This is a genomic window from Streptomyces sp. NPDC001858, assembly GCF_053594615.1.
Window position 1 is genome coordinate 21,238 of record NZ_JBSFEV010000039.1, and the last position, 17,956, is coordinate 39,193.

Annotated in this window: 18 protein-coding genes and 2 pseudogenes; 14 read left to right on the forward strand and 6 right to left on the reverse strand. The window is 71.3% G+C overall.

Annotated features, from left to right (window positions below; genetic code table 11):
- Positions 1 to 146 precede the first annotated feature (146 nt).
- Both ACWCPF_RS36830 and ACWCPF_RS36835 read left to right on the forward strand, forming a co-directional pair.
- On the forward strand, positions 147 to 1,541 hold the full coding sequence (locus ACWCPF_RS36830; RefSeq protein ID WP_451049482.1) for a DUF6777 domain-containing protein: 1,395 nt from the start codon (positions 147 to 149) through the stop codon (positions 1,539 to 1,541).
- Between the two features lie 120 nt (positions 1,542 to 1,661).
- The gene (locus ACWCPF_RS36835; RefSeq protein ID WP_451049483.1) at positions 1,662 to 2,114 is read left to right on the forward strand and encodes an ATP-binding protein; all 453 of its coding nucleotides are present in this window, start codon (positions 1,662 to 1,664) and stop codon (positions 2,112 to 2,114) included.
- Positions 2,115 to 2,251: 137 nt separating this feature from the next.
- Here ACWCPF_RS36835 and ACWCPF_RS36840 read toward each other — a convergent pair whose 3' ends face one another.
- On the reverse strand, positions 2,252 to 3,139 hold the full coding sequence (locus ACWCPF_RS36840; RefSeq protein ID WP_451049484.1) for an RNA polymerase sigma factor SigF: 888 nt from the start codon (positions 3,137 to 3,139) through the stop codon (positions 2,252 to 2,254).
- A gap of 191 nt (positions 3,140 to 3,330) precedes the next feature.
- Here ACWCPF_RS36840 and ACWCPF_RS36845 point away from each other — a divergent pair, with 191 nt between their 5' ends.
- Positions 3,331 to 3,717: a helix-turn-helix domain-containing protein gene (locus ACWCPF_RS36845; protein WP_451049485.1), complete on the forward strand. Its 387-nt coding sequence runs from the start codon at positions 3,331 to 3,333 to the stop codon at positions 3,715 to 3,717.
- 51 nt (positions 3,718 to 3,768) lie between these two features.
- Here the strand turns inward: ACWCPF_RS36845 and ACWCPF_RS36850 are convergent, their stop codons facing one another.
- Both ACWCPF_RS36850 and ACWCPF_RS36855 read right to left on the reverse strand, forming a co-directional pair.
- Entirely contained in the window at positions 3,769 to 4,371 is a 603-nt protein-coding gene (locus tag ACWCPF_RS36850) for a ClpP family protease (RefSeq protein ID WP_451049486.1), read from the reverse strand.
- 1 nt (position 4,372) lies between these two features.
- Positions 4,373 to 5,011, reverse strand: a complete 639-nt coding sequence (locus ACWCPF_RS36855; protein WP_451049487.1) for a ClpP family protease — start codon at positions 5,009 to 5,011, stop codon at positions 4,373 to 4,375.
- 276 nt (positions 5,012 to 5,287) lie between these two features.
- Here ACWCPF_RS36855 and ACWCPF_RS36860 point away from each other — a divergent pair, with 276 nt between their 5' ends.
- Entirely contained in the window at positions 5,288 to 5,770 is a 483-nt protein-coding gene (locus tag ACWCPF_RS36860; RefSeq protein WP_451049488.1) for a VOC family protein, read from the forward strand.
- Between the two features lie 65 nt (positions 5,771 to 5,835).
- Here ACWCPF_RS36860 and ACWCPF_RS36865 read toward each other — a convergent pair whose 3' ends face one another.
- From ACWCPF_RS36865 to ACWCPF_RS36875, 3 genes are all read right to left on the reverse strand, one after another.
- Entirely contained in the window at positions 5,836 to 6,714 is an 879-nt protein-coding gene (locus ACWCPF_RS36865) for a geranyl diphosphate 2-C-methyltransferase (protein WP_451049489.1), read from the reverse strand.
- Positions 6,715 to 6,805: 91 nt separating this feature from the next.
- Complete coding sequence (locus tag ACWCPF_RS36870) at positions 6,806 to 7,846, reverse strand: family 2 encapsulin nanocompartment cargo protein terpene cyclase (protein ID WP_451049490.1); 1,041 nt, start codon at positions 7,844 to 7,846, stop codon at positions 6,806 to 6,808.
- A 16-nt stretch (positions 7,847 to 7,862) separates the two neighbouring features.
- Entirely contained in the window at positions 7,863 to 9,305 is a 1,443-nt protein-coding gene (locus tag ACWCPF_RS36875) for a family 2B encapsulin nanocompartment shell protein (RefSeq protein ID WP_451049491.1), read from the reverse strand.
- A 336-nt stretch (positions 9,306 to 9,641) separates the two neighbouring features.
- Between ACWCPF_RS36875 and ACWCPF_RS36880 the strand changes: the two genes are divergently transcribed.
- The 10 genes and pseudogenes from ACWCPF_RS36880 to ACWCPF_RS36925 all read left to right on the forward strand — a co-directional run.
- On the forward strand, positions 9,642 to 10,436 hold the full coding sequence (locus ACWCPF_RS36880; RefSeq protein WP_451049492.1) for a VOC family protein: 795 nt from the start codon (positions 9,642 to 9,644) through the stop codon (positions 10,434 to 10,436).
- 24 nt (positions 10,437 to 10,460) lie between these two features.
- Positions 10,461 to 11,180, forward strand: coding sequence for a ribonuclease H family protein (locus ACWCPF_RS36885; protein WP_451049493.1), 720 nt, complete (start codon positions 10,461 to 10,463; stop codon positions 11,178 to 11,180).
- 195 nt (positions 11,181 to 11,375) lie between these two features.
- Positions 11,376 to 12,590 carry an FAD-dependent monooxygenase gene (locus ACWCPF_RS36890; protein ID WP_451049494.1) on the forward strand — a complete coding sequence of 405 codons (1,215 nt, stop codon included), beginning with the start codon at positions 11,376 to 11,378 and terminating at the stop codon, positions 12,588 to 12,590.
- 103 nt (positions 12,591 to 12,693) lie between these two features.
- Entirely contained in the window at positions 12,694 to 14,193 is a 1,500-nt protein-coding gene (locus ACWCPF_RS36895) for an MFS transporter (protein ID WP_451049495.1), read from the forward strand.
- Positions 14,190 to 14,804: a TetR/AcrR family transcriptional regulator gene (locus tag ACWCPF_RS36900; RefSeq protein ID WP_451049496.1), complete on the forward strand. Its 615-nt coding sequence runs from the start codon at positions 14,190 to 14,192 to the stop codon at positions 14,802 to 14,804. The genes ACWCPF_RS36895 and ACWCPF_RS36900 overlap by 4 nt, the downstream gene beginning before the upstream one ends.
- Before the next feature lie 168 nt (positions 14,805 to 14,972).
- The gene (locus ACWCPF_RS36905) at positions 14,973 to 15,956 is read left to right on the forward strand and encodes an aldo/keto reductase (RefSeq protein WP_451049497.1); all 984 of its coding nucleotides are present in this window, start codon (positions 14,973 to 14,975) and stop codon (positions 15,954 to 15,956) included.
- Positions 15,957 to 16,126: 170 nt separating this feature from the next.
- The gene (locus ACWCPF_RS36910) at positions 16,127 to 16,552 is read left to right on the forward strand and encodes a DUF6328 family protein (RefSeq protein WP_451049533.1); all 426 of its coding nucleotides are present in this window, start codon (positions 16,127 to 16,129) and stop codon (positions 16,550 to 16,552) included.
- Between the two features lie 137 nt (positions 16,553 to 16,689).
- A pseudogene (locus ACWCPF_RS36915) lies at positions 16,690 to 16,976 on the forward strand (FAD-binding domain-containing protein); the annotation flags it as partial.
- Between the two features lie 37 nt (positions 16,977 to 17,013).
- Positions 17,014 to 17,508, forward strand: a complete 495-nt coding sequence (locus ACWCPF_RS36920) for a hypothetical protein (protein WP_451049498.1) — start codon at positions 17,014 to 17,016, stop codon at positions 17,506 to 17,508.
- Between the two features lie 81 nt (positions 17,509 to 17,589).
- Positions 17,590 to 17,760, forward strand: a pseudogene (locus tag ACWCPF_RS36925) (DUF4158 domain-containing protein); the annotation flags it as partial.
- Between the last annotated feature and the right edge of the window lie 196 nt (positions 17,761 to 17,956).

The window sequence follows — 17,956 nt, forward strand, 5'->3', positions numbered from 1 at the left end:
CGGCGCATATCGAATGGGCCGGTCGGGGCGGCCGCACCGCCCCTCGCACGGTCGCCGCACGGCCCACCGAACGGCCCCGCCGTGCAGCGGGCCCGGACGGGATCCATCGGATGAACCGCCGCGGAAAACCCACGTCGGGAGTGCTTGTGAGCGTCGAACCGCCGTCATCAGGCCGCCCCACGGACCCCACCGGCGGGCGACCGGCCGGACCGCCCTCCGGGCCCCTTTCGGGACCTTCGGAGCCGCCTTCGGGACCCTCGCGACCCTCGGGACCGCCCTCCCAGCCGCCCACCCCGCCACCGCCCCACGACGACTCCGCCGACTTCTCGGACGGCGGCCGGGAACCGCGCCCGCCGTGGTGGAGGTCCGCTCCCCGGGTCGCGCTGATCACCACCGCCGTCGTGGCCGCCACGGCCCTCGCCCTGGTGCTCACCCTGTCGGGCGGCGACAGCTCCACCCAGGCCGGCGAGGTCTTCATGCTGCCGGCCGGCGAAACGGGCCCGGACGCCTACACGGAGTCCCCCACCAGGAGTTCCGCCCCGCCGGCCTCCATCGCGCCGTCGTCCTCCACCCCGCCCGCGAACGCCGTCCCCGCGGTGGACGGGGGACAGGCCGGACTGTACGGCGGCACCCTCAACGTCTCCAGCTGCGACGTGGAGCATCAGATCAAGGCCCTCACGGCCGTCCCCGCCAAGAACCGGGCGTTCGCGGGCGTCGCCGGCGTCGCCCCCGCCGGGGTCCCCGCCTACCTGCGCTCGCTCACCCCCGTGCAGCTGCGGCTGGACACCCGGGTCACCAACCACGGATACCGCGACGGCGCCGCGACCAGCTTCCAGGCCGTGCTGCAGGCCGGCACGGCCGTCCTGATCGACGCGCGCGGCGTCCCGAAGGTGCGCTGCGCCTGCGGCAACCCGCTGACCCCGCCCGTCGCCCAGCAGAGCGGCTACAAGCGGACCGGCACCACCTGGCCGTCGTACAGCCCCTCGACGACCGTGGTGGTCACCCCGTCCAAGACTGTGATCGACGTCTTCGTGCTCTACGACCCCGATCCCGACCACCACTGGATCGCCCGGCCACGGGGCGACGACGGCGACAAGGACCGGCCCACGAAGCCGCCGCCCAAGCAGACGCCGTCCATCGTCATCAGCACACCGAGCCCGCCGACCAGCCCCGGCTCGTCCACCTCCCCGACGACGTGCGCCGGCGGCAAGCCGTCGGACTGTGTGTCGCCCCCGCCGTCGTCCGAGGAGTCCTCGCCCTCCCCGTCGTCGGAGTCGCCGTCGTCGGAGTCGCCGGACTCCGAGTCGCCCTCGTCCGAGTCCCCGAAGTCCGAATCGCCGGCCTCGGAAGCCCCGGGCCGCGACGAGACGAGCCCCGAGTCGCCGCCGTCGGAGCCCCCGAGTTCCGCGCCGCGCAGCCCCGAGCCCCCGAGCTCCGACTCGGCGCCGGGCCTGGTGCCCGATGTCACGGGCCTGCCGGACAGCTCTTTGTCCTCGTCCGCGACGACTGGCCGGTCGGCGCCCGTCTCCCCCACCGTGTGAGGCGTCGCCTGGGCGGCGCGGGGACGGTGTGACGACAGACGGGACTGCACGGCCCGGCACGGGGTACGAGCACAGGTGCACAGCAGCGTCCGGCCAGTCCGGCCTCCGAGAGAGAAACGCATGATCGAGCACCTGGACGGGGCAGTGATACCGACTGGCTTCGACGTACCCGTGGAACCGCTGCGGCGGGCGGCGCACTACAGCGGTGAACCCGGCTGCATCGCCGAGGCCCGTGCCTTCGCCGCCCACTTCGTCGACCAGCTCAGAACGGAATGGTGCGCCGCGATCGGCGCCCGGGCGAGCGGTGAGGTGATGCTCGTGGTCAGCGAACTGGTCACCAACGCCGACCGGCACAGCAACGGCCCGTACATCCTGGAACTGGAGGGTACGGACGCCTCGGTCACCGTGTGCGTCTACGACAGCAGCGACGCGCTGCCCCTGCGCTTCCCGAAGGACCCCGAGCGCATCGGCCGGCACGGTCTGGAGATCGTGCACGCGCTGGCGGCGGAGGTCACCGCCGAGCGCGTGCCGGTCGGCAAGCGGGTGCGTGCCGTGGTCCGCTTCGAGAGCTGAGCGCTGCGCTGGCCGTGGCGCGATGTGCCGTGGTTCCGCGATGTGCTGTCGTTTCGGTGCGGCGCCGTCGTGGCTGGTCGCGCCCGCGCGGCGGAGCCGCAGATGTCAGAGCCTCGCGCCCCTTTGGGGCGCTGCGGTCAGGCGCAGCCCAACTCGCCCAGCATGCCCTGGCGCAGTCGGGTGATGATCCGCTTGATCAGGCGGGACACATGCATCTGGGAGCAGCCCAGCCGCTCGCCGATCTCCGCCTGGGTGGCCTCCTCCACGAACCGCATATGGATGATCTGCCGGTCGCGCTCGCTGAGTTCGGCCATCAGGGGGGCCAGCGAGTGGAAGTCCTCGACGAGCCGCAGCCCGTCCTCCTCCACACCGATGAAGTCCGCCAGGACCGCCTCGCCGTTCTCCGGACCGTCTCCGGTCAGCGCCGCGTCGAGCGAGGAGGAGTTGTAGCCGTTGGCGGCGATCTGCGCCTCGACCACCTGACCCTCCGAGAGGTTCATCAGGGTGGCCAGCTCGGCGACCGTCGGCTCCCGGTCCAGGCGGCTGGCGAGTTCGTCCCGGGCCTTGGCCAGCTCGACGCGCAGTTCCTGCAGCCGCCGCGGCACATGCACGGCCCACGTCGTGTCCCGGAAGAAACGCTTGATCTCACCGACGATGTACGGCAGCGCGAACGACGTGAACTCCACCTCGCGCGCGATCTCGAACCGGTCGATGGCCTTGATCAGGCCGATCATCCCGGTCTGGACGATGTCCTCCATGTCGTTCCCGCGGCTGCGGAACCGGCCGGCGGCGAACCGCACCAGCGACATGTTCATCTCGATGAGCGTGTTGCGGGCGTACTGGTAGTCGTGGGTGCCCTCTTCGAGTACGGCCAGCCGCTGGAAGAACTGCCGGGACAGTTCACGCGCGTCACGCGGGGCCACGCTGCGCGGCGCCTCGATACCCGGCAGCGGTGCGCCGTCCGTGCTGGTGCCGGCGGTGCCCTCGACACCCTTGGCCTCCGACCGGATCACGGCGGTCTGCATGGCTCTCCCTCGTCTCCCTGGACAGTCACGATCGGACACGTGTGGACGGGCCCGCTCAGGGGGCGGCTACCCGCTCCTGGGCGGCCCATGCGTGCCGGATGTGAGCGCGTCGCGAACACCGGCCCCCCGATTCCACCGAGGGCGCAATGCCGGACCCTTGCCGTGGCGGCCCGCGTTCCTAGGCTTGAGAGGTGAGCAACCAAGCGCCGAAGCAGGCGCCGAACCGAGCCCGCGTGATCCCCCTGCGCCCGTCCGCCGAGCGCGAGCCGCTGTGGCGCGACCTGGTCGGAGACGTCCTGCGCCGTGAACGCCGGGCGCAGGAGCGCACGTTGAAGGACGTCGCCGACGCGGCCCGGATCTCGATGCCGTACCTCTCGGAGGTGGAGCGCGGCCGCAAGGAAGCCTCCTCGGAGGTCCTCGCGGCCGCCGCCCGAGCCCTCGGCCTGAGCCTCGGCGACCTGCTGGCCCGGACCCAGGGCGAGTTGGTCCGGCTCACCGGCGGCCCGTCCCTCCGGCGCCCCGACCGGCGCGGGACGACGACGACCTCGTCGCACGACGGTCTCTGCCTGGCCGCCTGACGAGCCGCGCGAGTCGGCGTCGGTAGGACACCCGGTGTCCTACCGGGTGTCTCACGGCCTCAGCAGACGCCGGCTCACCACCTCGTCGGCCAGCCCGTACGCCACTGCCTCGGGAGCGGTGAACACCTTGTCGCGGTCCATGTCCGCGCGCAGGGTCGCCACGTCGTGGTGCGTGTGGCGGGCCAGCACCTCCTCGACCTGGCCGCGGATGCGGACCATCTCCTTGGCCTGGAGGGCGAGATCGGAGATCGCGCCCCGGCTGCCGCCGCTGGCCGGCTGCCCGAGCAGCACGCGCGCGTGCTCCAGCACGAACCGCCGCCCGGGATCCCCGCCGGCCAGCAGCACGGCCGCCGTCGACGCGGCCTGTCCGACGCAGAACGTCGAGATCGGCGCCTGTACGTACGTCATCGTGTCGTAGATCGCCATGAGCGAAGTGAACGAGCCGCCGGGAGAGTTGAGGTAGATCGCGATCTCGTTCTCCGGGGCCGCCGACTCCAGATGGAGCAGTTGCGCGATGACGACGTTGGCGACGCCGTCGTCGATCTCGGTGCCCAGGAAGATGATCCGCTCGGACAGCAGCCGACTGAACACATCCGAGGAGCGCTCGCCGTGCGCGGTTCGCTCGACGACATACGGAATCGTGTAGTTCCCCATGTCAGAGCCCCATCCGTCGCTTCGAGGCGGCCGGGCGAACGTTCGCAAGGGACTCCACGACCCGGTCCACCATGCCGTACTCCCTGGCCTCCTCGGCCGTGAACCAGAGGTCGCGGTCGCCGTCCCGGGCGATGGTCTCCGGCGTCTGGCCGGTGTTCTCGGCGAGCAGCCGCTCCATGGTCCGCTTGCTGTGGTCCAGGTTCTCCGCCTGGATCTCGATGTCGGCCGTGGTGCCGCCGATCCCCGCCGACCCCTGGTGCATCATGATGCGCGCGTTCGGCAGGGCGTACCGCTTGCCGGGCGCGCCGCCGCAGAGCAGGAACTGGCCCATGCTCGCCGCGAAACCCATGGCGAGCGTCGACACGTCGTTGGGGATGAGCCGCATCGTGTCGTAGATGGCGAGGCCCGCGTACACCGAGCCGCCCGGGCTGTTGATGTACAGGCTGATGTCGGTGCGCGGGTCCTCCGCGGACAGGATCAGCAGCTGGGAGCAGACCCGGTTCGCGGAGACCTCGTCGACCTGGGTGCCCAGCAGGACGATCCGCTGACCGAGCAACTGGGCGGCCAACTGGTCGTCGAAGCGGGTGGGCGAGGTGTCGCCCTCCTCGGCCCGCGGGGCGAGCGTGGTGAGTGGAGTCATCGGTTCTCCTCGTGGTGGCGGGGATGCCGTCGACTCCACTCTTGACCCGGGAAGGCGTCCTTCAGCGGTTTCTCTGCCCGCGGCAGATTCGCCACGAGCAGAGCCCGGTCTCAGCCCGGTGACGTCATGCGGCGCCGTCCTGGCTGGTCGCGCAACCCCTGCGCCCCTTCAGGGCGCTCGGCGGGGCCGTTCGGATCAATCTTCCTGGCGGGCGATGAGTTCCGGGGGCGGCGGCGGTCGACACTGATGACCGCGTTCCACGCCCAGGAGGTACTCATGACCACCGACGGACTCACCGCGTCTCTCTGGTTCGACGGCAAGGCCGAGGAAGCCGCCCACCACTACGTCTCGATCTTCAAGAACTCCAGCATCGGGAGGATCAGCCGCTACAACGAGGCCGGCCCCGGCCCGGCGGGCTCCGTGCTCGCCGTGGAGTTCACGGCCAACGGGCAGCGGTTCATCGGCATCAACGGCGGCCCGCAGTTCACGTTCAGCGAGGCGATCTCCTTCCAGATCTTCTGCGCGGACCAGGAGGAGATCGACTACTACTGGACCAGGCTCACCGAGAACGGCGGCGAGCCCGGCCCCTGCGGCTGGCTCAAGGACAAGTACGGCCTGTCCTGGCAGGTCGTCCCCGAGGGCCTGATCGAGATGGTCACCGACGCCGACGCCGAGAAGGCCGTCCGCACCACCAAGGCCATGTACGCCATGGGCAAGCTCGACGTCGCCGCTCTGAAGAAGGCCTACGACGGCGAGTAGGACGGGGCGTCGAGGTCGATCTCGCCCCGCTGCCCGAGATCGACCTCCGCGCCGTCCGACGGATTTCAGACGCGGTCCGCCGCGATCAGCAGGTACTGGAAGCTGCCGTTCTTGTAGGCGGTCAGGAACGTCTGCTCGATGCCGGTGACCAGGTGGTCGGCCTGACTGCGCAGCTCCCAGTAGGGGAGAGCCGCCTCCGTCAGGTCCTGCACATGGACCGGAACCAGCCGGTTCGCCGCCATCGCCCGGAAGTACGCCGAGCGCGGATGGATGTCGCAGATGTAGTGGGCGTTGATCAGCGACACCTCCCGCGAGGCCTGCCCGTAGGTGTCGTTGTAGCAGCCGGTGATGACGACGTACCGTCCGCCGCGGCGCAGCAGCCGGGCGTGCTCGGCGAAGAGCAGGTCCAGCTCGACGTACATGGACGACTCGTTGTTCCAGGACGCCGCGTACGCCCCGGACTTGAGGCCGGTGTCCAGCATGTTGCGGTGGTGGTACCGCACCTTGTCGTCGACGCCCCGCTTGCGGGCCTGCTCGTTGGCGAACTCGGCCTGCTTGGCCGAGATGGTGACGCCGTCCGTGTGGCAGCCGTGGCGCAGGTTCGCGACGATGCTGCCGCCGCCGCGTCCGCAGCCGGCGTCGAAGACGCGGTCGGCGGGGGTGAGCCGGCCGAGGCGGCCGGCCAGCAGCTCGGCCTGGGCGTGCTCCAGCCGGTGCAGCTCGGCGGTGACGGCCTTACGGCGCAGCTCGGCGTCGGGTTCGTCGAGCACCGACCAGTCGGCGTCGCCGAGGCCGTAGTGATGGTGGTAGAGGTCGTCGATCCTGCCGAGTTCGAGGTTGACCGGGTTCTCCTCGGCGTTCCAGTAGTCCGCGACGCGGTTCTGGTACACGGACTGGGTGGGCACCGGGACGATCTTGGTGCCGGCGTCGTGGGCTGTGGTCAACGGTGGCTCCTTGTGACGCTGGATATGACGGTCTGTCGGGAAAAGCGGGGATTCGCTGCTGCCGGCTGCTCACCAGATGCTCAGCAGCTGCTCACCAGTAGTCGGGCAGGTGATAGCGGTGGGTGTTGGTGGAGTGCCATTCGTGGTTGCCGGCCACCCAGTCCGACAGCCCCTGGAGATAGCGCGCGACGAGCGGCGAGGTGGCGGCCAGCACGGCCGACTCCTCCTCGAACGTCTCCATGATCTGGTTGTGGATCTCGACCGACCGCAGATACGCGGCCCGCAGACCGCACCGGTCGTTGGCGGCGACGACCTGCGGCAGATTGAGATGGGTGGGATCGGAGGCCAGCTCCTTGGTGAAGGAGTACAGGTCGTTGACGATGGTCGTGGCGTTGCACGCCAGCGCCGTGACCCGCTGGATCTCCGGACGGGCGTAGAGCTGCTCGGGCAGTTCGTAGCCGTCGACCGCGTCCACGATCGACAGACACGGCCGGAAGTTGTTGAACTGCCGCATCACCAGGTACTCCCAGGTCCGCGGCCGGTACCCGGTCTCGCCCCAGGCCGCCTCGGCGAGATAGCCGAGGTGCAGCCGGGACATGTCGTGCACGAACCGGTCCGTCTGACTGGGGGTGGCGAGGGCCGCGAAGTCCTTGAGCCCCCAGTAGTAGGAGCGCAGCGGACCGTCGGCCTGCATGCCCTCCTCCCACTGCGCCTGGAAGCCGGGCGGGCCGTGGTACGGGTCGAGGGCCGACTGCGCGAGGACCAGCCGTCCGGCCAGGCCGCTGCGGGACGCGCCGCGGCCTTCGTCCTCCTCGCAGTAGCAGCTGTCGACGACGTTCTCCGCGAGCAGCAGCTTGCCGGCCGCCGTCAGCCGGTCCAGGTCGAGGGCCGCCGGATGCTGGAGCACCACCGCCCGGCCGACCTGGAACTCCGCGAAGTCCCCGTCCCAGGCAGGCGGGAACAGATCCAGGCCGCGCGCCCACTCCTCCAGCCGGCGATCGACCTCCGCCGCCTTCTCCGGATCGGCGGGCGCCACCTGCCGGTAGCGCAGGCCCGGTACCGCCCCGGTGCGCCGGGCCCGCACCCCGCTCGCCAGATCGGGCGGGCCGGGCATCGTGAACCCGGTGCTCATCGCGAACTCCCCGGCTTCACTCGGCGGTCCGGCCGACCTGGACGTTCTCCAGGACCCCGGCGGCGTCCGGCACCAGGACGGCCATCGAGTAGTAGGCCGTCACCAGATACCGGATGATCGAGTTGGGGTCGATGCCCATGAACCGCACGTTCAGGCCGGGTTGGAACTCCTCCGGGATGCCCGTCTGGTACAGGCCGACGACGCCCTGGTCGGCCTCGCCGGTGCGCAGGGCGAGGATGCTGCTGGTGTGCTGGGGGGTGATCGGGATCTTGTTGCAGGGGAAGATCGGCACCCCGCGCCAGGCCGGGATCTCATGCCCCTCGACGGTGGCCGTGCCCGGCATCAGACCGCGCCGGTTGCACTGCCGGAAGAAGGCCGCGATCGCCTTGGGATGGGCCAGGAACAGCTTGGTCTTGCGCCGCATCGACAGCAGCTCGTCCATGTCGTCCGGGGTCGGCGGGCCGGTGAACGTGCTGACGCGCTGGGAGTAGTCGGCGTTGTGCAGCAGCCCGAACTCCCGGTTGTTGACCAGCTCCCACTCCTGCCGCTCGCGGATCTCCTCGACGGTGAGGCGGAGTTGCTGCTGGGTCTGGTTCATCGGGTCGTTGTAGAGGTCGGCGACCCGGGTGTGGACCTTCAGCACGGTCTGGGTCAGCGACAGCTCGTACTCGCGCGGGGAGAGGTCGTAGTCGACGAAGCCCGCGCCGAGCGTCGGCTCGCCGACATGACCGGCCTGGATCGGCAGATCGGCCTCGCCCTTGCGGTTCATGGGCAGCCGCTGCCGGGCGGCGTAAGCGGTCAGATGGGCGGCGAGCGACGGCACACGGCCCACGAACTCCATCAGCACGTCCCACGGCAGGGCCAGCAGCACGCCCGCGGTGTCCGCGCGCACCGAGCTGAGCCACAGCGGGTCGTCCTGTCCGACGGCCTCGTCGCCGAGCTGGTCGCCGCCGGAGACCACCCCGACGATCTCCTCCTCGCCGTACTTGCCGGCCGTGAAGCGGGTGAACCGGCCGTGCACGACGAGGTAGGTCTCCGTGACCGGCTGCCCGGCCTCGAAGACGACCTGCCCGGCCCGCACCTCGCGCACCTGGAACCGGGAGGAGAGCTCCGCGAGGGTCCCGTTGTCGGAGTAGCCGCGCAGCACGGGCAGCTCGGTCAGGGTCTCGGGGATGGCCCGCACGTCGTCCGCGCCGTTGTGCTCGAACTGCACCCGCCCCCGGCCGACCTTGAGCTGCAGGCGCCGGTTCACCCGGTAGGTGCCGCCCTTGACGTCCACCCAGGGCAGCATCCGCAGCAGCCAGCGCGAGCTGATGGCCTGCATCTGGGGTTCGGACTTGTGGGTGGTGGCGAGCTGGCGGGCCGCCTGGGTGCTGAGGCTGGTGAGCTGCCCCTCGGCGGACGGCTGCGGGGCGGGTTCGTCGAGGGCGGAACCGGTGGCGCTGTCCGGTGTGGACACATTCCCTCCAGGAAGGTGCGCGGAGATGAGCGGACCGTCCCCGAAGATCGGTTCGGTGATCCGCAAGGACCAGCCAAACACCGTGAGTGACGGAAGGGGTACGGCGTGAAGGGGGCGACTTTCGTGACGCGGAGGTGTAAACCGGTCGCCTGAGGCGGGGTGCGGCTCGGGTGGACCGGCCGCTCCGTGCGCGTGCTTCCGCACGCCGGGGGCGCTCAGGGGTCCCCGAGGGTTGGTTCCGGGTTCGGCGCGCGAGTCGACGGCCGGGTGACTAGCGTGAGAAACCGGACAACTCATCTGATCGCGACAACTCATCTCATCGGGAGGGCCGTCGTCATGGCCGTACGACCAGAGGGAACCCCTTGCTGGGCCGACGCGATGTTCAGCGACCTGGAGGGCGCCAAGAGCTTCTACGGCGACGTGCTCGGCTGGACCTTCGGCGAGGCGTCGTCGGAGTACGGGAACTACACCCAGGCCTACGCCGACGGCAAGGCGGTCGCCGCCGTCGTCCCGCCCATGTCCGGCCAGGAGGGCCAGTCGCAGTGGTGTCTGTACTTCGCCTCCCCGGACGCCGCCGCGACCGCCGGCAAGATCCGTGCCAACGGCGGTGAGGTGCTGATGGAGCCGATGCAGGTCGGCGACTTCGGCACGATGTGCCTGGGGCGCGAGCCCAGCGGCGCGGTGTTCGGCGTGTGGCAGGCGGGCGCCCACAAGGGCTTCGAGGCGCAGGCCGTCCCCGGCGCGTACGGCTGGGCCGAGGTCTTCACCCGCGAGCCGGAGAAGACGGACCGGTTCCTCGGCGCCGTGTTCCCGTACACGGCGCAGCAGCTGGAGGACGACGCGATCGACTTCCGCATGTTCAACGTCGGCGACGAGACCGTGCTGGGCCGGATGAAGATGACGGAGGAGTTCCCGCCCGAGGTGCCGTCCTACGTCAACGTGTACTTCGTCGTCGCCGACTGCGACGACGCCGTCGCCACGGCGACCAAGCTCGGCGCCGTCCTGCGCTTCGGGCCGATGAGCAGCCCGTTCGGCCGGTTCGCGGCCCTGACCGACCCGCAGGGCGCGAACTTCTCGGTGATCGACCTCACGACGACGGAGGGCGAGGTGCCGGGGACCACACCCGTCTGAGCGGTCGGTGCGGGCGGCCATGGCATGATCGGGCGCATGCGTGAACGACTGGTGGCCGCGTGCGACGGGGCTTCGAAGGGAAACCCCGGGCCGGCGGCCTGGGCGTGGGTGGTCGCCGACGGCGCCGAGGCGCCGGACCGCTGGGAGGCGGGCCCGCTCGGCAAGGCCACCAACAACGTCGCCGAACTCACTGCCCTGGAGCGTCTGTTGGCGGCCACCGACCCGGCGGTGCCGCTCGAGGTCCGGATGGACTCGCAGTACGCCATGAAGGCCGTCACCACCTGGCTGCCCGGCTGGAAGCGCAACGGCTGGAAGACCTCCGGCGGGAAGCCGGTGGCCAACCAGGAGCTGGTCGTCCGCATCGACGAACTGCTCGTCGGCCGCACGGTCGACTTCCGCTATGTGCCCGCCCACCAGGTCGACGGCGACCCGCTCAACGACTTCGCCGACCGGGCCGCCAGCCAGGCGGCGATCGTCCAGCAGCCGGCCGGCAGCGACCGGGGCTCCCCGGAGCCGCCGGCCTCGCCGGACACCCCGAAGGCGAAGTCCGGGCCGAAGTCCGCCCGCTCCGCCGGGAGCAAGTCGCCCCGGCGCAGCGGTGGTTCGTCGTCCCGCACGATCAAGGCCAAGTTCCCCGGCCGCTGTGTGTGCGGCCGCCCCTACGCGGCCGGCGAGGACATCGCCAAGAACGCGCAGGGCTGGGGCCACCCGGAGTGCCGCACGGCGGACGCCGACGCGAGCTGACCGTCGGGGCGGCGATCGGCCGGCGTCGAAATGTCTAGCGCGCGGTGTGATCGTGGAGTGCGTCCGGTTGACGACCCCGCGCGCCGACGTGCGGAAACCGGCGCGAACGGGCGGGTGAGGCGTCCACCGACAGACGTCGCGCACTGCTACCCTGCGTCGTCAATCGACCACGTCTGGTAACTCCTGGGAGTGCGCGTGAAGGTCGCCTGTGTCGGCGGCGGGCCCGCCGGCCTCTACCTCTCGATCCTGCTCAAGCGGCAGGACCCGTCCCACGACATCACCGTCCACGAGCGCAACCCGGAAGGCTCGACCTACGGCTGGGGCGTCACGTACTGGCGGGCGCTCCTGGACAGACTCCATGTCTGCGACCCCGAGTCGGCGCGCGCCATCGAGGACAGCTCCGTCCGCTGGAACGAAGGCGTCGCCCATGTACGGGACCTGGCGACCCGGCGGCCCGGCGACGAGGGACACGGCATCGGCCGTCACCGGCTGCTGGAGATCCTCGCCGACCGCGCCCGCGCACTCGGCGTACGGCTGGAGTTCGAGAGCGAGATCAGCGCGGAGGACCTGCCGGAGGCCGACCTGGTGGTGGCCGGCGACGGGGTCCACAGCGCCCTGCGCACCCACCACGCCGACGACTTCGGCGCCGAACTCACACCCGGCCGCAACTCCTACGTCTGGCTCGGCACCAGCAAGGTCTTCGACTCCTTCACCTTCGCCTTCGTGGAGACGGAACACGGCTGGATCTGGTGCTACGGCTACCCCTTCAGCGCCGAGCAGAGCACCTGCGTGATCGAGTGCGCCCCCGAGACCCTCGCCGGACTCGGCCTCGACCGGGCGAGCGAGGCCGACGGCCTCGCCGACCTGGAGAAGCTCTTCGCGCACATCCTCGACGGCCACCCCCTGACCGGCCGCGCCACGGCGGCCGACGGCGGCTCCCCGTGGCTGACCTTCCGCACGCTCACCAACCGCACCTGGCACCGCGACAACCTCGTCCTCCTCGGCGACGCCGCCCACACCACCCACTACTCGATCGGCGCCGGCACCACCCTCGCCCTGGAGGACGCCATCGCCCTCGCCGAGGCGTTGCGGGAGAGCGCCGACCTCCCCGGCGCCCTCGCCCGCTACGAACGGGAACGCAAGTCCGCCCTGCTGACCCCGCAGAGCGCCGCCCGCTACAGCGCCCAGTGGTACGAGAACCTCGCCCGCTACATCCACCTCCCCCCGGAGCAGATGTTCGCCCTGCTCGGCCAGCGTCACTCGCCCCTGCTGCCCTATGTCCCGCCCCAGCTCTACTACCGGCTCGACAAGGCCGCCGGACAGTCGGAAGCCCTGCGCCGTCTCAAGCGCTGGCTCGGTCCGAAGCTGGCGCGCGGCGCGCACGCGAGGGCACTGACCTCGCGCGACTGACCCGGCCGACCAGCCCGCCCGACCTTGGGTGAATGGCGATTCATTGCTATGGTGAATCGCCATTCACCCTTTTTTCATATCGCACAGGCCGCTGGAGTGCTCCATGGCGTCGCCCGCTCCGATATCCGCCCCGACCGGCGAAGGCGCCGGTCTGCGGACCCGGCTCACCATCCCGGTCCTGGCGTACTGCGGCATCCTCATGGCGGTCATGCAGACCGTCGTCGTCCCCCTGCTGCCCGACCTGCCCCGGCTGACCGGGGCCTCCGCGGGCGCGGTCTCCTGGATGGTGACCGCCTCGCTGCTGTCCGGCGCGGTCCTCACCCCGGTCCTCGGCCGGGCCGGCGACATGTACGGCAAGCGGCGGGTGCTGCTCCTGTCGTTCGCCCTGATGGCGGTCGGCTCGGTGATCTGCGCCCTGACCTCCGACATCCGGGTGCTGATCGCGGCCCGCGCGCTGCAGGGGGCCGCCTCCTCCGTCGTCCCGCTGTCCATCAGCATCCTGCGCGACGAACTGCCCCTGGAGCGCCGGGGCTCCGCCGTGGCGCTGATGAGCTCCACCGTCGGGATCGGCGCGGCGCTGGGGCTGCCCGCGGCTGCCGTGGTGGTGCAGTACGCGAACTGGCATGTGATGTTCTGGGTGACCGCCGCCCTGGGCGCGACCGGCGTGGCGCTGATCCGCTGGGCGGTTCCGGAGTCACCGGTGCGCGAGCCCGGCCGGTTCGACGTGACGGGCGCGCTCGGACTGGCCGCAGGGCTGATCTGTCTGCTCCTCGCCGTGTCCCAGGGCGGTCAGTGGGGCTGGGCGAGCGCCCGGATCCTCGCGCTGTTCGGCGCCGCCGTGGTCGTCCTCGGCCTGTGGTGGTGGCAGCAGCTGCGCACCGAACGGCCGCTGGTGGACCTGCGATTGGTGTCCCGGCCCAGGGTCGGGCTGTCCCACGTGGCCGCGCTCCTGACCGGCTTCGCCTTCTACGCCAACTCGCTGGTCACCGCCCAGTTGGTGCAGGCCCCCGAGGCGAGCGGGTACGGGCTCGGGCTGTCCATCGTCCAGACGGGCCTGTGTCTGCTGCCCGGCGGCATCACCATGCTGCTGTTCTCGCCGGTCTCGGCGCGCATCTCCGAGACGCGCGGGCCGCGGATCACCCTCGCCCTCGGGGCCGCCGTCATCGCCTTCGGCTACGGCCTGCGCGTGGTCGACAGCCGTGAACTGTGGATGATCATGGTGGGCGCGACCGTCGTGGCGACCGGCACCACGCTCGCCTACTCGGCGCTGCCCGCGCTGATCCTGCGGGCGGTCCCGGCCGGGCAGACCGCCTCGGCCAACGGCGTCAACGTCCTGATGCGCACGATCGGACAGGCCGTCTCCAGCGCCGCCGTCGCCGCCGTCCTCGTGCACCACACCAGCCTGGTCGGCGGGGCCCGGGTGCCGACGCTGCACGGTTATCTGCTGGCCTTCGGCGTCGCGGGCGCGGTGGCCCTGGCCGCGTGCGCGGTGGCGCTCACCATCCCCGGCGACGCAGGCCCGGACGACGGCCCGCGGGACCCGCGGCGTGGCCGGGGCCGTGCCATCCGGGCTGTGGGCGACGGGGTGATGGAGGGAGCATGAGTGCTGTGAGCACCCCACCCGACGCCTCGGCGGTGAGCGACCCGCCGGCCCCCGCCCGGCGCGACGCCGAGGCGACCAAGGCGGCCATCCTGCGCGCCGCCCGGCACTTCCTCGCCCGTCAGGCGCATGCCGACATCACCCTCAAGGCCGTCGCGGAGCGCGCCGGGGTCAGCGCGCCGCTGGTCCTGAAGTACTTCGGCAACAAGGACGCCCTGTTCGCCCGCGTGATGTCCTTCCAGGAGGACGCCGACGCCCTGCTCGACGCACCGCTCGACCAGCTGGGCCGGCACATGGTCCGGCATGTGCTGGTCAGTCAGCGCGAGCGCGGCGCCGACCCCGTCGTGCGCATCGTCTTCGCGCCCCTGCACGGCGACCACGGCGACATCCTGCGTGCCAACTTCCGTGCCCAGGTCACCGATCGCCTCGCCGCCCGGCTCACCGGACCCGATCCGGGCGCCCGCGCCGAACTTGCCCTGGCCGCCCTGCTCGGCCTCGGCGTGATGTTCGGCATCGCCCGCGGGGCGGAGCTGCGGGCGCTGCCGGTCGAACAGATCGTCGACCGGTACGCGCCGACGGTCCAGGCGCACCTGGACGCCCAGGACCCGGCGTGAGCGCTCCGCTGGAAGTGCCGCGAGGTGCCGCGAGGTGCCGTCGTTCGGCTGCGACGCCGTTGTGGCTGGTCGCGCAGTTCCCCGCGCCCCTTCAGGGCGCTGCCGAACCGCAGCCGACTTCGCCCGGCCCGTTCCGCGGCAGGCCGCGACGGATGACAGACTGACGCCATGGACGAGCGCGAATTCGGTACATCTGGTCAGCACGCATCCGTCGTCGGTCTCGGCACCTGGCAGTTGGGGGCCGACTGGGGAGACGTCGACGACAAGGAGGCCCTGGCGGTGCTGGAGACGGCGGCCGAGTCGGGAGTGACCTTCTTCGACACCGCCGACGTCTACGGCGACGGACGCAGCGAGCAGACCATCGCCGCCTTCCTCGCCGGCCGGCCCGATCTGCATGTGCTGGTCGCCACCAAGATGGGCCGCCGCGTCGACCAGATCCCCGAGAACTACGTCCTGGACAACTTCCGCGCCTGGAACGACCGCTCCCGCCGCAACCTCGGCGTCGACCGCATCGACCTGGTCCAGCTGCACTGCCCGCCCACCCCCGTCTACTCCAGCGACGAGGTGTTCGACGCGCTCGACACGCTCGTCGAGGAGGAGCGCATCGCGCGGTACGGCGTCAGCGTCGAGACCTGCGCCGAGGCCCTCACCGCGATCGCCCGGCCCGGCGTGGCGAGCGTGCAGATCATCCTCAACCCGTTCCGGCTGAAGCCCCTGCACGAGGTGCTCCCGGCGGCCCGCGCGGCGGGCGTCGGCATCATCGCCCGGGTCCCGCTCGCCTCCGGCCTGCTCTCCGGCAAGTACACCAAGGACACCGTCTTCCCGGAGAACGACCACCGCACCTACAACCGGCACGGCGAGTCCTTCGACCAGGGCGAGACCTTCTCCGGCGTCGACTACGCCACCGGCGTCGAGGCCGCCGTCGAGTTCGCGGCCCTCGCCCCCGAGGGGTACACCCCGGCCCAGCTGGCGCTGCGCTGGATCATCCAGCAGCCCGGCGTGACCACGGTCATCCCGGGCGCCCGCTCGCCCGAGCAGGCCCGTGCCAACGCGGCCGCCGCCCGGCTCCCGGAGCTCTCCGACGCGACGCTGGCGGCCGTCCGCGACCTCTACGACCGGCGGATCAAGGAGCAGGTCGAGGGACGCTGGTAGGCCGCCCCGGGCGGTGATCGCGGGAGGATCGCCGCCCACGGGGTACTCGGCCGGGGGAGACGACCCGAAGGTCGCTCGCACCGGGCGGAGGAGGCCACGTGACGGACACGGCGGCGGGAGCCGAGGAACGCAGCGGGCGCGACGAGACCGAGGAGGAGCGAGCCGACCGGATGTGGGGGGAGCTCATCCAGGAGATCCGGGTCGCCCAGACGGGCGTGCAGATCCTCTTCGGCTTCCTCCTGACGGTCGTGTTCACCCCGCGCTACGCGGACCTGCGCGACGCCGACCAGGTCATCTACATCGTGACCGTTGTCCTCGGCGCCTGCGCGACCGGCGCCCTCATCGGCCCCGTCTCCCTGCACCGCCTGGTCTCCGGACGCCGGGTGAAGGCGCAGGCGGTGCGGTGGGCGTCCCGGCTCACCTTCGTCGGTCTCCTGCTGCTGCTCGCCACCATGACGGCCTCACTGCTGCTGATCCTGCGGGTGGCCACGGACGACGACTACGTGCCGTGGCTGGTCGCCGGCGTGGTCATGTGGTACGGACTGTGCTGGTTCGCGCTGCCGCTGTGGACCCGGTGGCGCCACACGACGGACTGACCCCTGCCTCGGCGCCCGGTGGGTGGCCAGGAACACGTCCGCCGCAGGCACCGGCGCATGGAACGCGAGCAGGCCGCACAGCCGACAGCCTGCACACCGGGATCGCGACGTACGAGGGCCGGCACGACGACCTCTCCGGGGCCGGAGCGGCGGCGTTCGTCCGGCAGCTTGCGCGGCGGGATTTCCACCGCAGGTCCTCGCCGCCCGCCCGCACGCGGCGCACACCGACTACCGCCCGAAACACGGCCGTTGGCGGTCCGGCGAGGACGCGCGGGAGGACGTCGAGGCGTGGAAGGCGGGCCGGACCGGCTACCCGATCGTCGACGCGGCGATGCGCCGGCTCCTGCACGAGGGCCGGATGCACCACCGGGGCCGCCTGCTGACCGCGAGCTTCCTCACGAAGACCCTGTACGTCGACTGGCGGGCCTGCGGTCTTGCCGAAGCCTGAGATCATCTCCGGCATGGACATGCGACAGGTGCTGACGGACTACGCGACGACCGGCGGCGTCGGCGTGCTCAGGCCCGGAGCCACGCTGGACGCCGTCACCGAGGTACTCGGACCGCCGGTCGAGGCCGACTGCTTTCCCCACCCGAAGGGGACCTGGCCCCGGACCTTCGTGTACGGGGACGTGCGCCTCGAAGTGTGCGGCTGTCGCGAGATCTTCCAGGTCGCGCTGAGCACCTGGACCGGGACGGTGGACGTGCCGACCGGGCGGCGGGGGGAGACGGTGCCCCTCGCGTCGGAGGTCACGTTCGGGGAGCTGAAAGAGTTGCTCCGTGCGGCCGGGGTGGAGGGGGAAGCGCGCACGTTCCCCACGCTCACCGACCAACTCACCGTCGTCGTCGGGGAGTACCCGCAGGGCGTCGACTACACCTTCGTCGTCCCGGACCCCGCCGCACCGGACAGCGCCACCTTGCACAGCGTGATCGCGAAGGATCTCGACCACACCTGCTAGTCGTCCTCCTCCTCGTCAGGATCCCAGAGGCTGAGGAACAAGAGAGCGAAAACCGGCGCTTGCACTGTCAGTCCGTGATGATTGGACCGGGATCTGATCGCGCTGCGGCGTACGCAGCATCACCAGCTCGGTTTCGCGCTCCAGATGCGCACGGTGCGGTATGTGGGCCTGTTCCTGGGCGAGGACCCGCTGGATGTGCCGTGGCCGGTGGTGGAGCACCTGGCCGGGCAGCTGGGCATCGAGGACCCCAGCGGAATTGCCGCAGGTGGTGGTGGGCCGGGACGCGTACCTGGACGTCTTGCTTCATCGACGACGCCTTCGTCCAGCTCCGGGCCGAGGGGCATGAGATCCGCGACCGCGATGTCCTGGGCCGCTGCAGCTTCGCCTCCACCCAGTCGGTGGGTGGTGCCTTGCGTCCGCTGCGCGATCCGGACGCCCCCGACCTCGA

Coding starts and splice junctions, on each gene's coding strand:
- ACWCPF_RS36910 (WP_451049533.1), top strand. CDS start 16,127: ATGTGGGGGGAGCTCATCCAGGAGATCCGGGTCGCCCAGACGGGCGTG.
- ACWCPF_RS36840 (WP_451049484.1), bottom strand. CDS start 3,139: ATGCAGACCGCCGTGATCCGGTCGGAGGCCAAGGGTGTCGAGGGCACC.
- ACWCPF_RS36895 (WP_451049495.1), top strand. CDS start 12,694: ATGGCGTCGCCCGCTCCGATATCCGCCCCGACCGGCGAAGGCGCCGGT.
- ACWCPF_RS36855 (WP_451049487.1), bottom strand. CDS start 5,011: ATGACTCCACTCACCACGCTCGCCCCGCGGGCCGAGGAGGGCGACACC.
- ACWCPF_RS36885 (WP_451049493.1), top strand. CDS start 10,461: ATGATCGGGCGCATGCGTGAACGACTGGTGGCCGCGTGCGACGGGGCT.
- ACWCPF_RS36860 (WP_451049488.1), top strand. CDS start 5,288: ATGACCACCGACGGACTCACCGCGTCTCTCTGGTTCGACGGCAAGGCC.
- ACWCPF_RS36900 (WP_451049496.1), top strand. CDS start 14,190: ATGAGTGCTGTGAGCACCCCACCCGACGCCTCGGCGGTGAGCGACCCG.
- ACWCPF_RS36850 (WP_451049486.1), bottom strand. CDS start 4,371: ATGGGGAACTACACGATTCCGTATGTCGTCGAGCGAACCGCGCACGGC.
- ACWCPF_RS36870 (WP_451049490.1), bottom strand. CDS start 7,846: ATGAGCACCGGGTTCACGATGCCCGGCCCGCCCGATCTGGCGAGCGGG.
- ACWCPF_RS36835 (WP_451049483.1), top strand. CDS start 1,662: ATGATCGAGCACCTGGACGGGGCAGTGATACCGACTGGCTTCGACGTA.
- ACWCPF_RS36920 (WP_451049498.1), top strand. CDS start 17,014: ATGGACATGCGACAGGTGCTGACGGACTACGCGACGACCGGCGGCGTC.
- ACWCPF_RS36905 (WP_451049497.1), top strand. CDS start 14,973: ATGGACGAGCGCGAATTCGGTACATCTGGTCAGCACGCATCCGTCGTC.
- ACWCPF_RS36880 (WP_451049492.1), top strand. CDS start 9,642: ATGGCCGTACGACCAGAGGGAACCCCTTGCTGGGCCGACGCGATGTTC.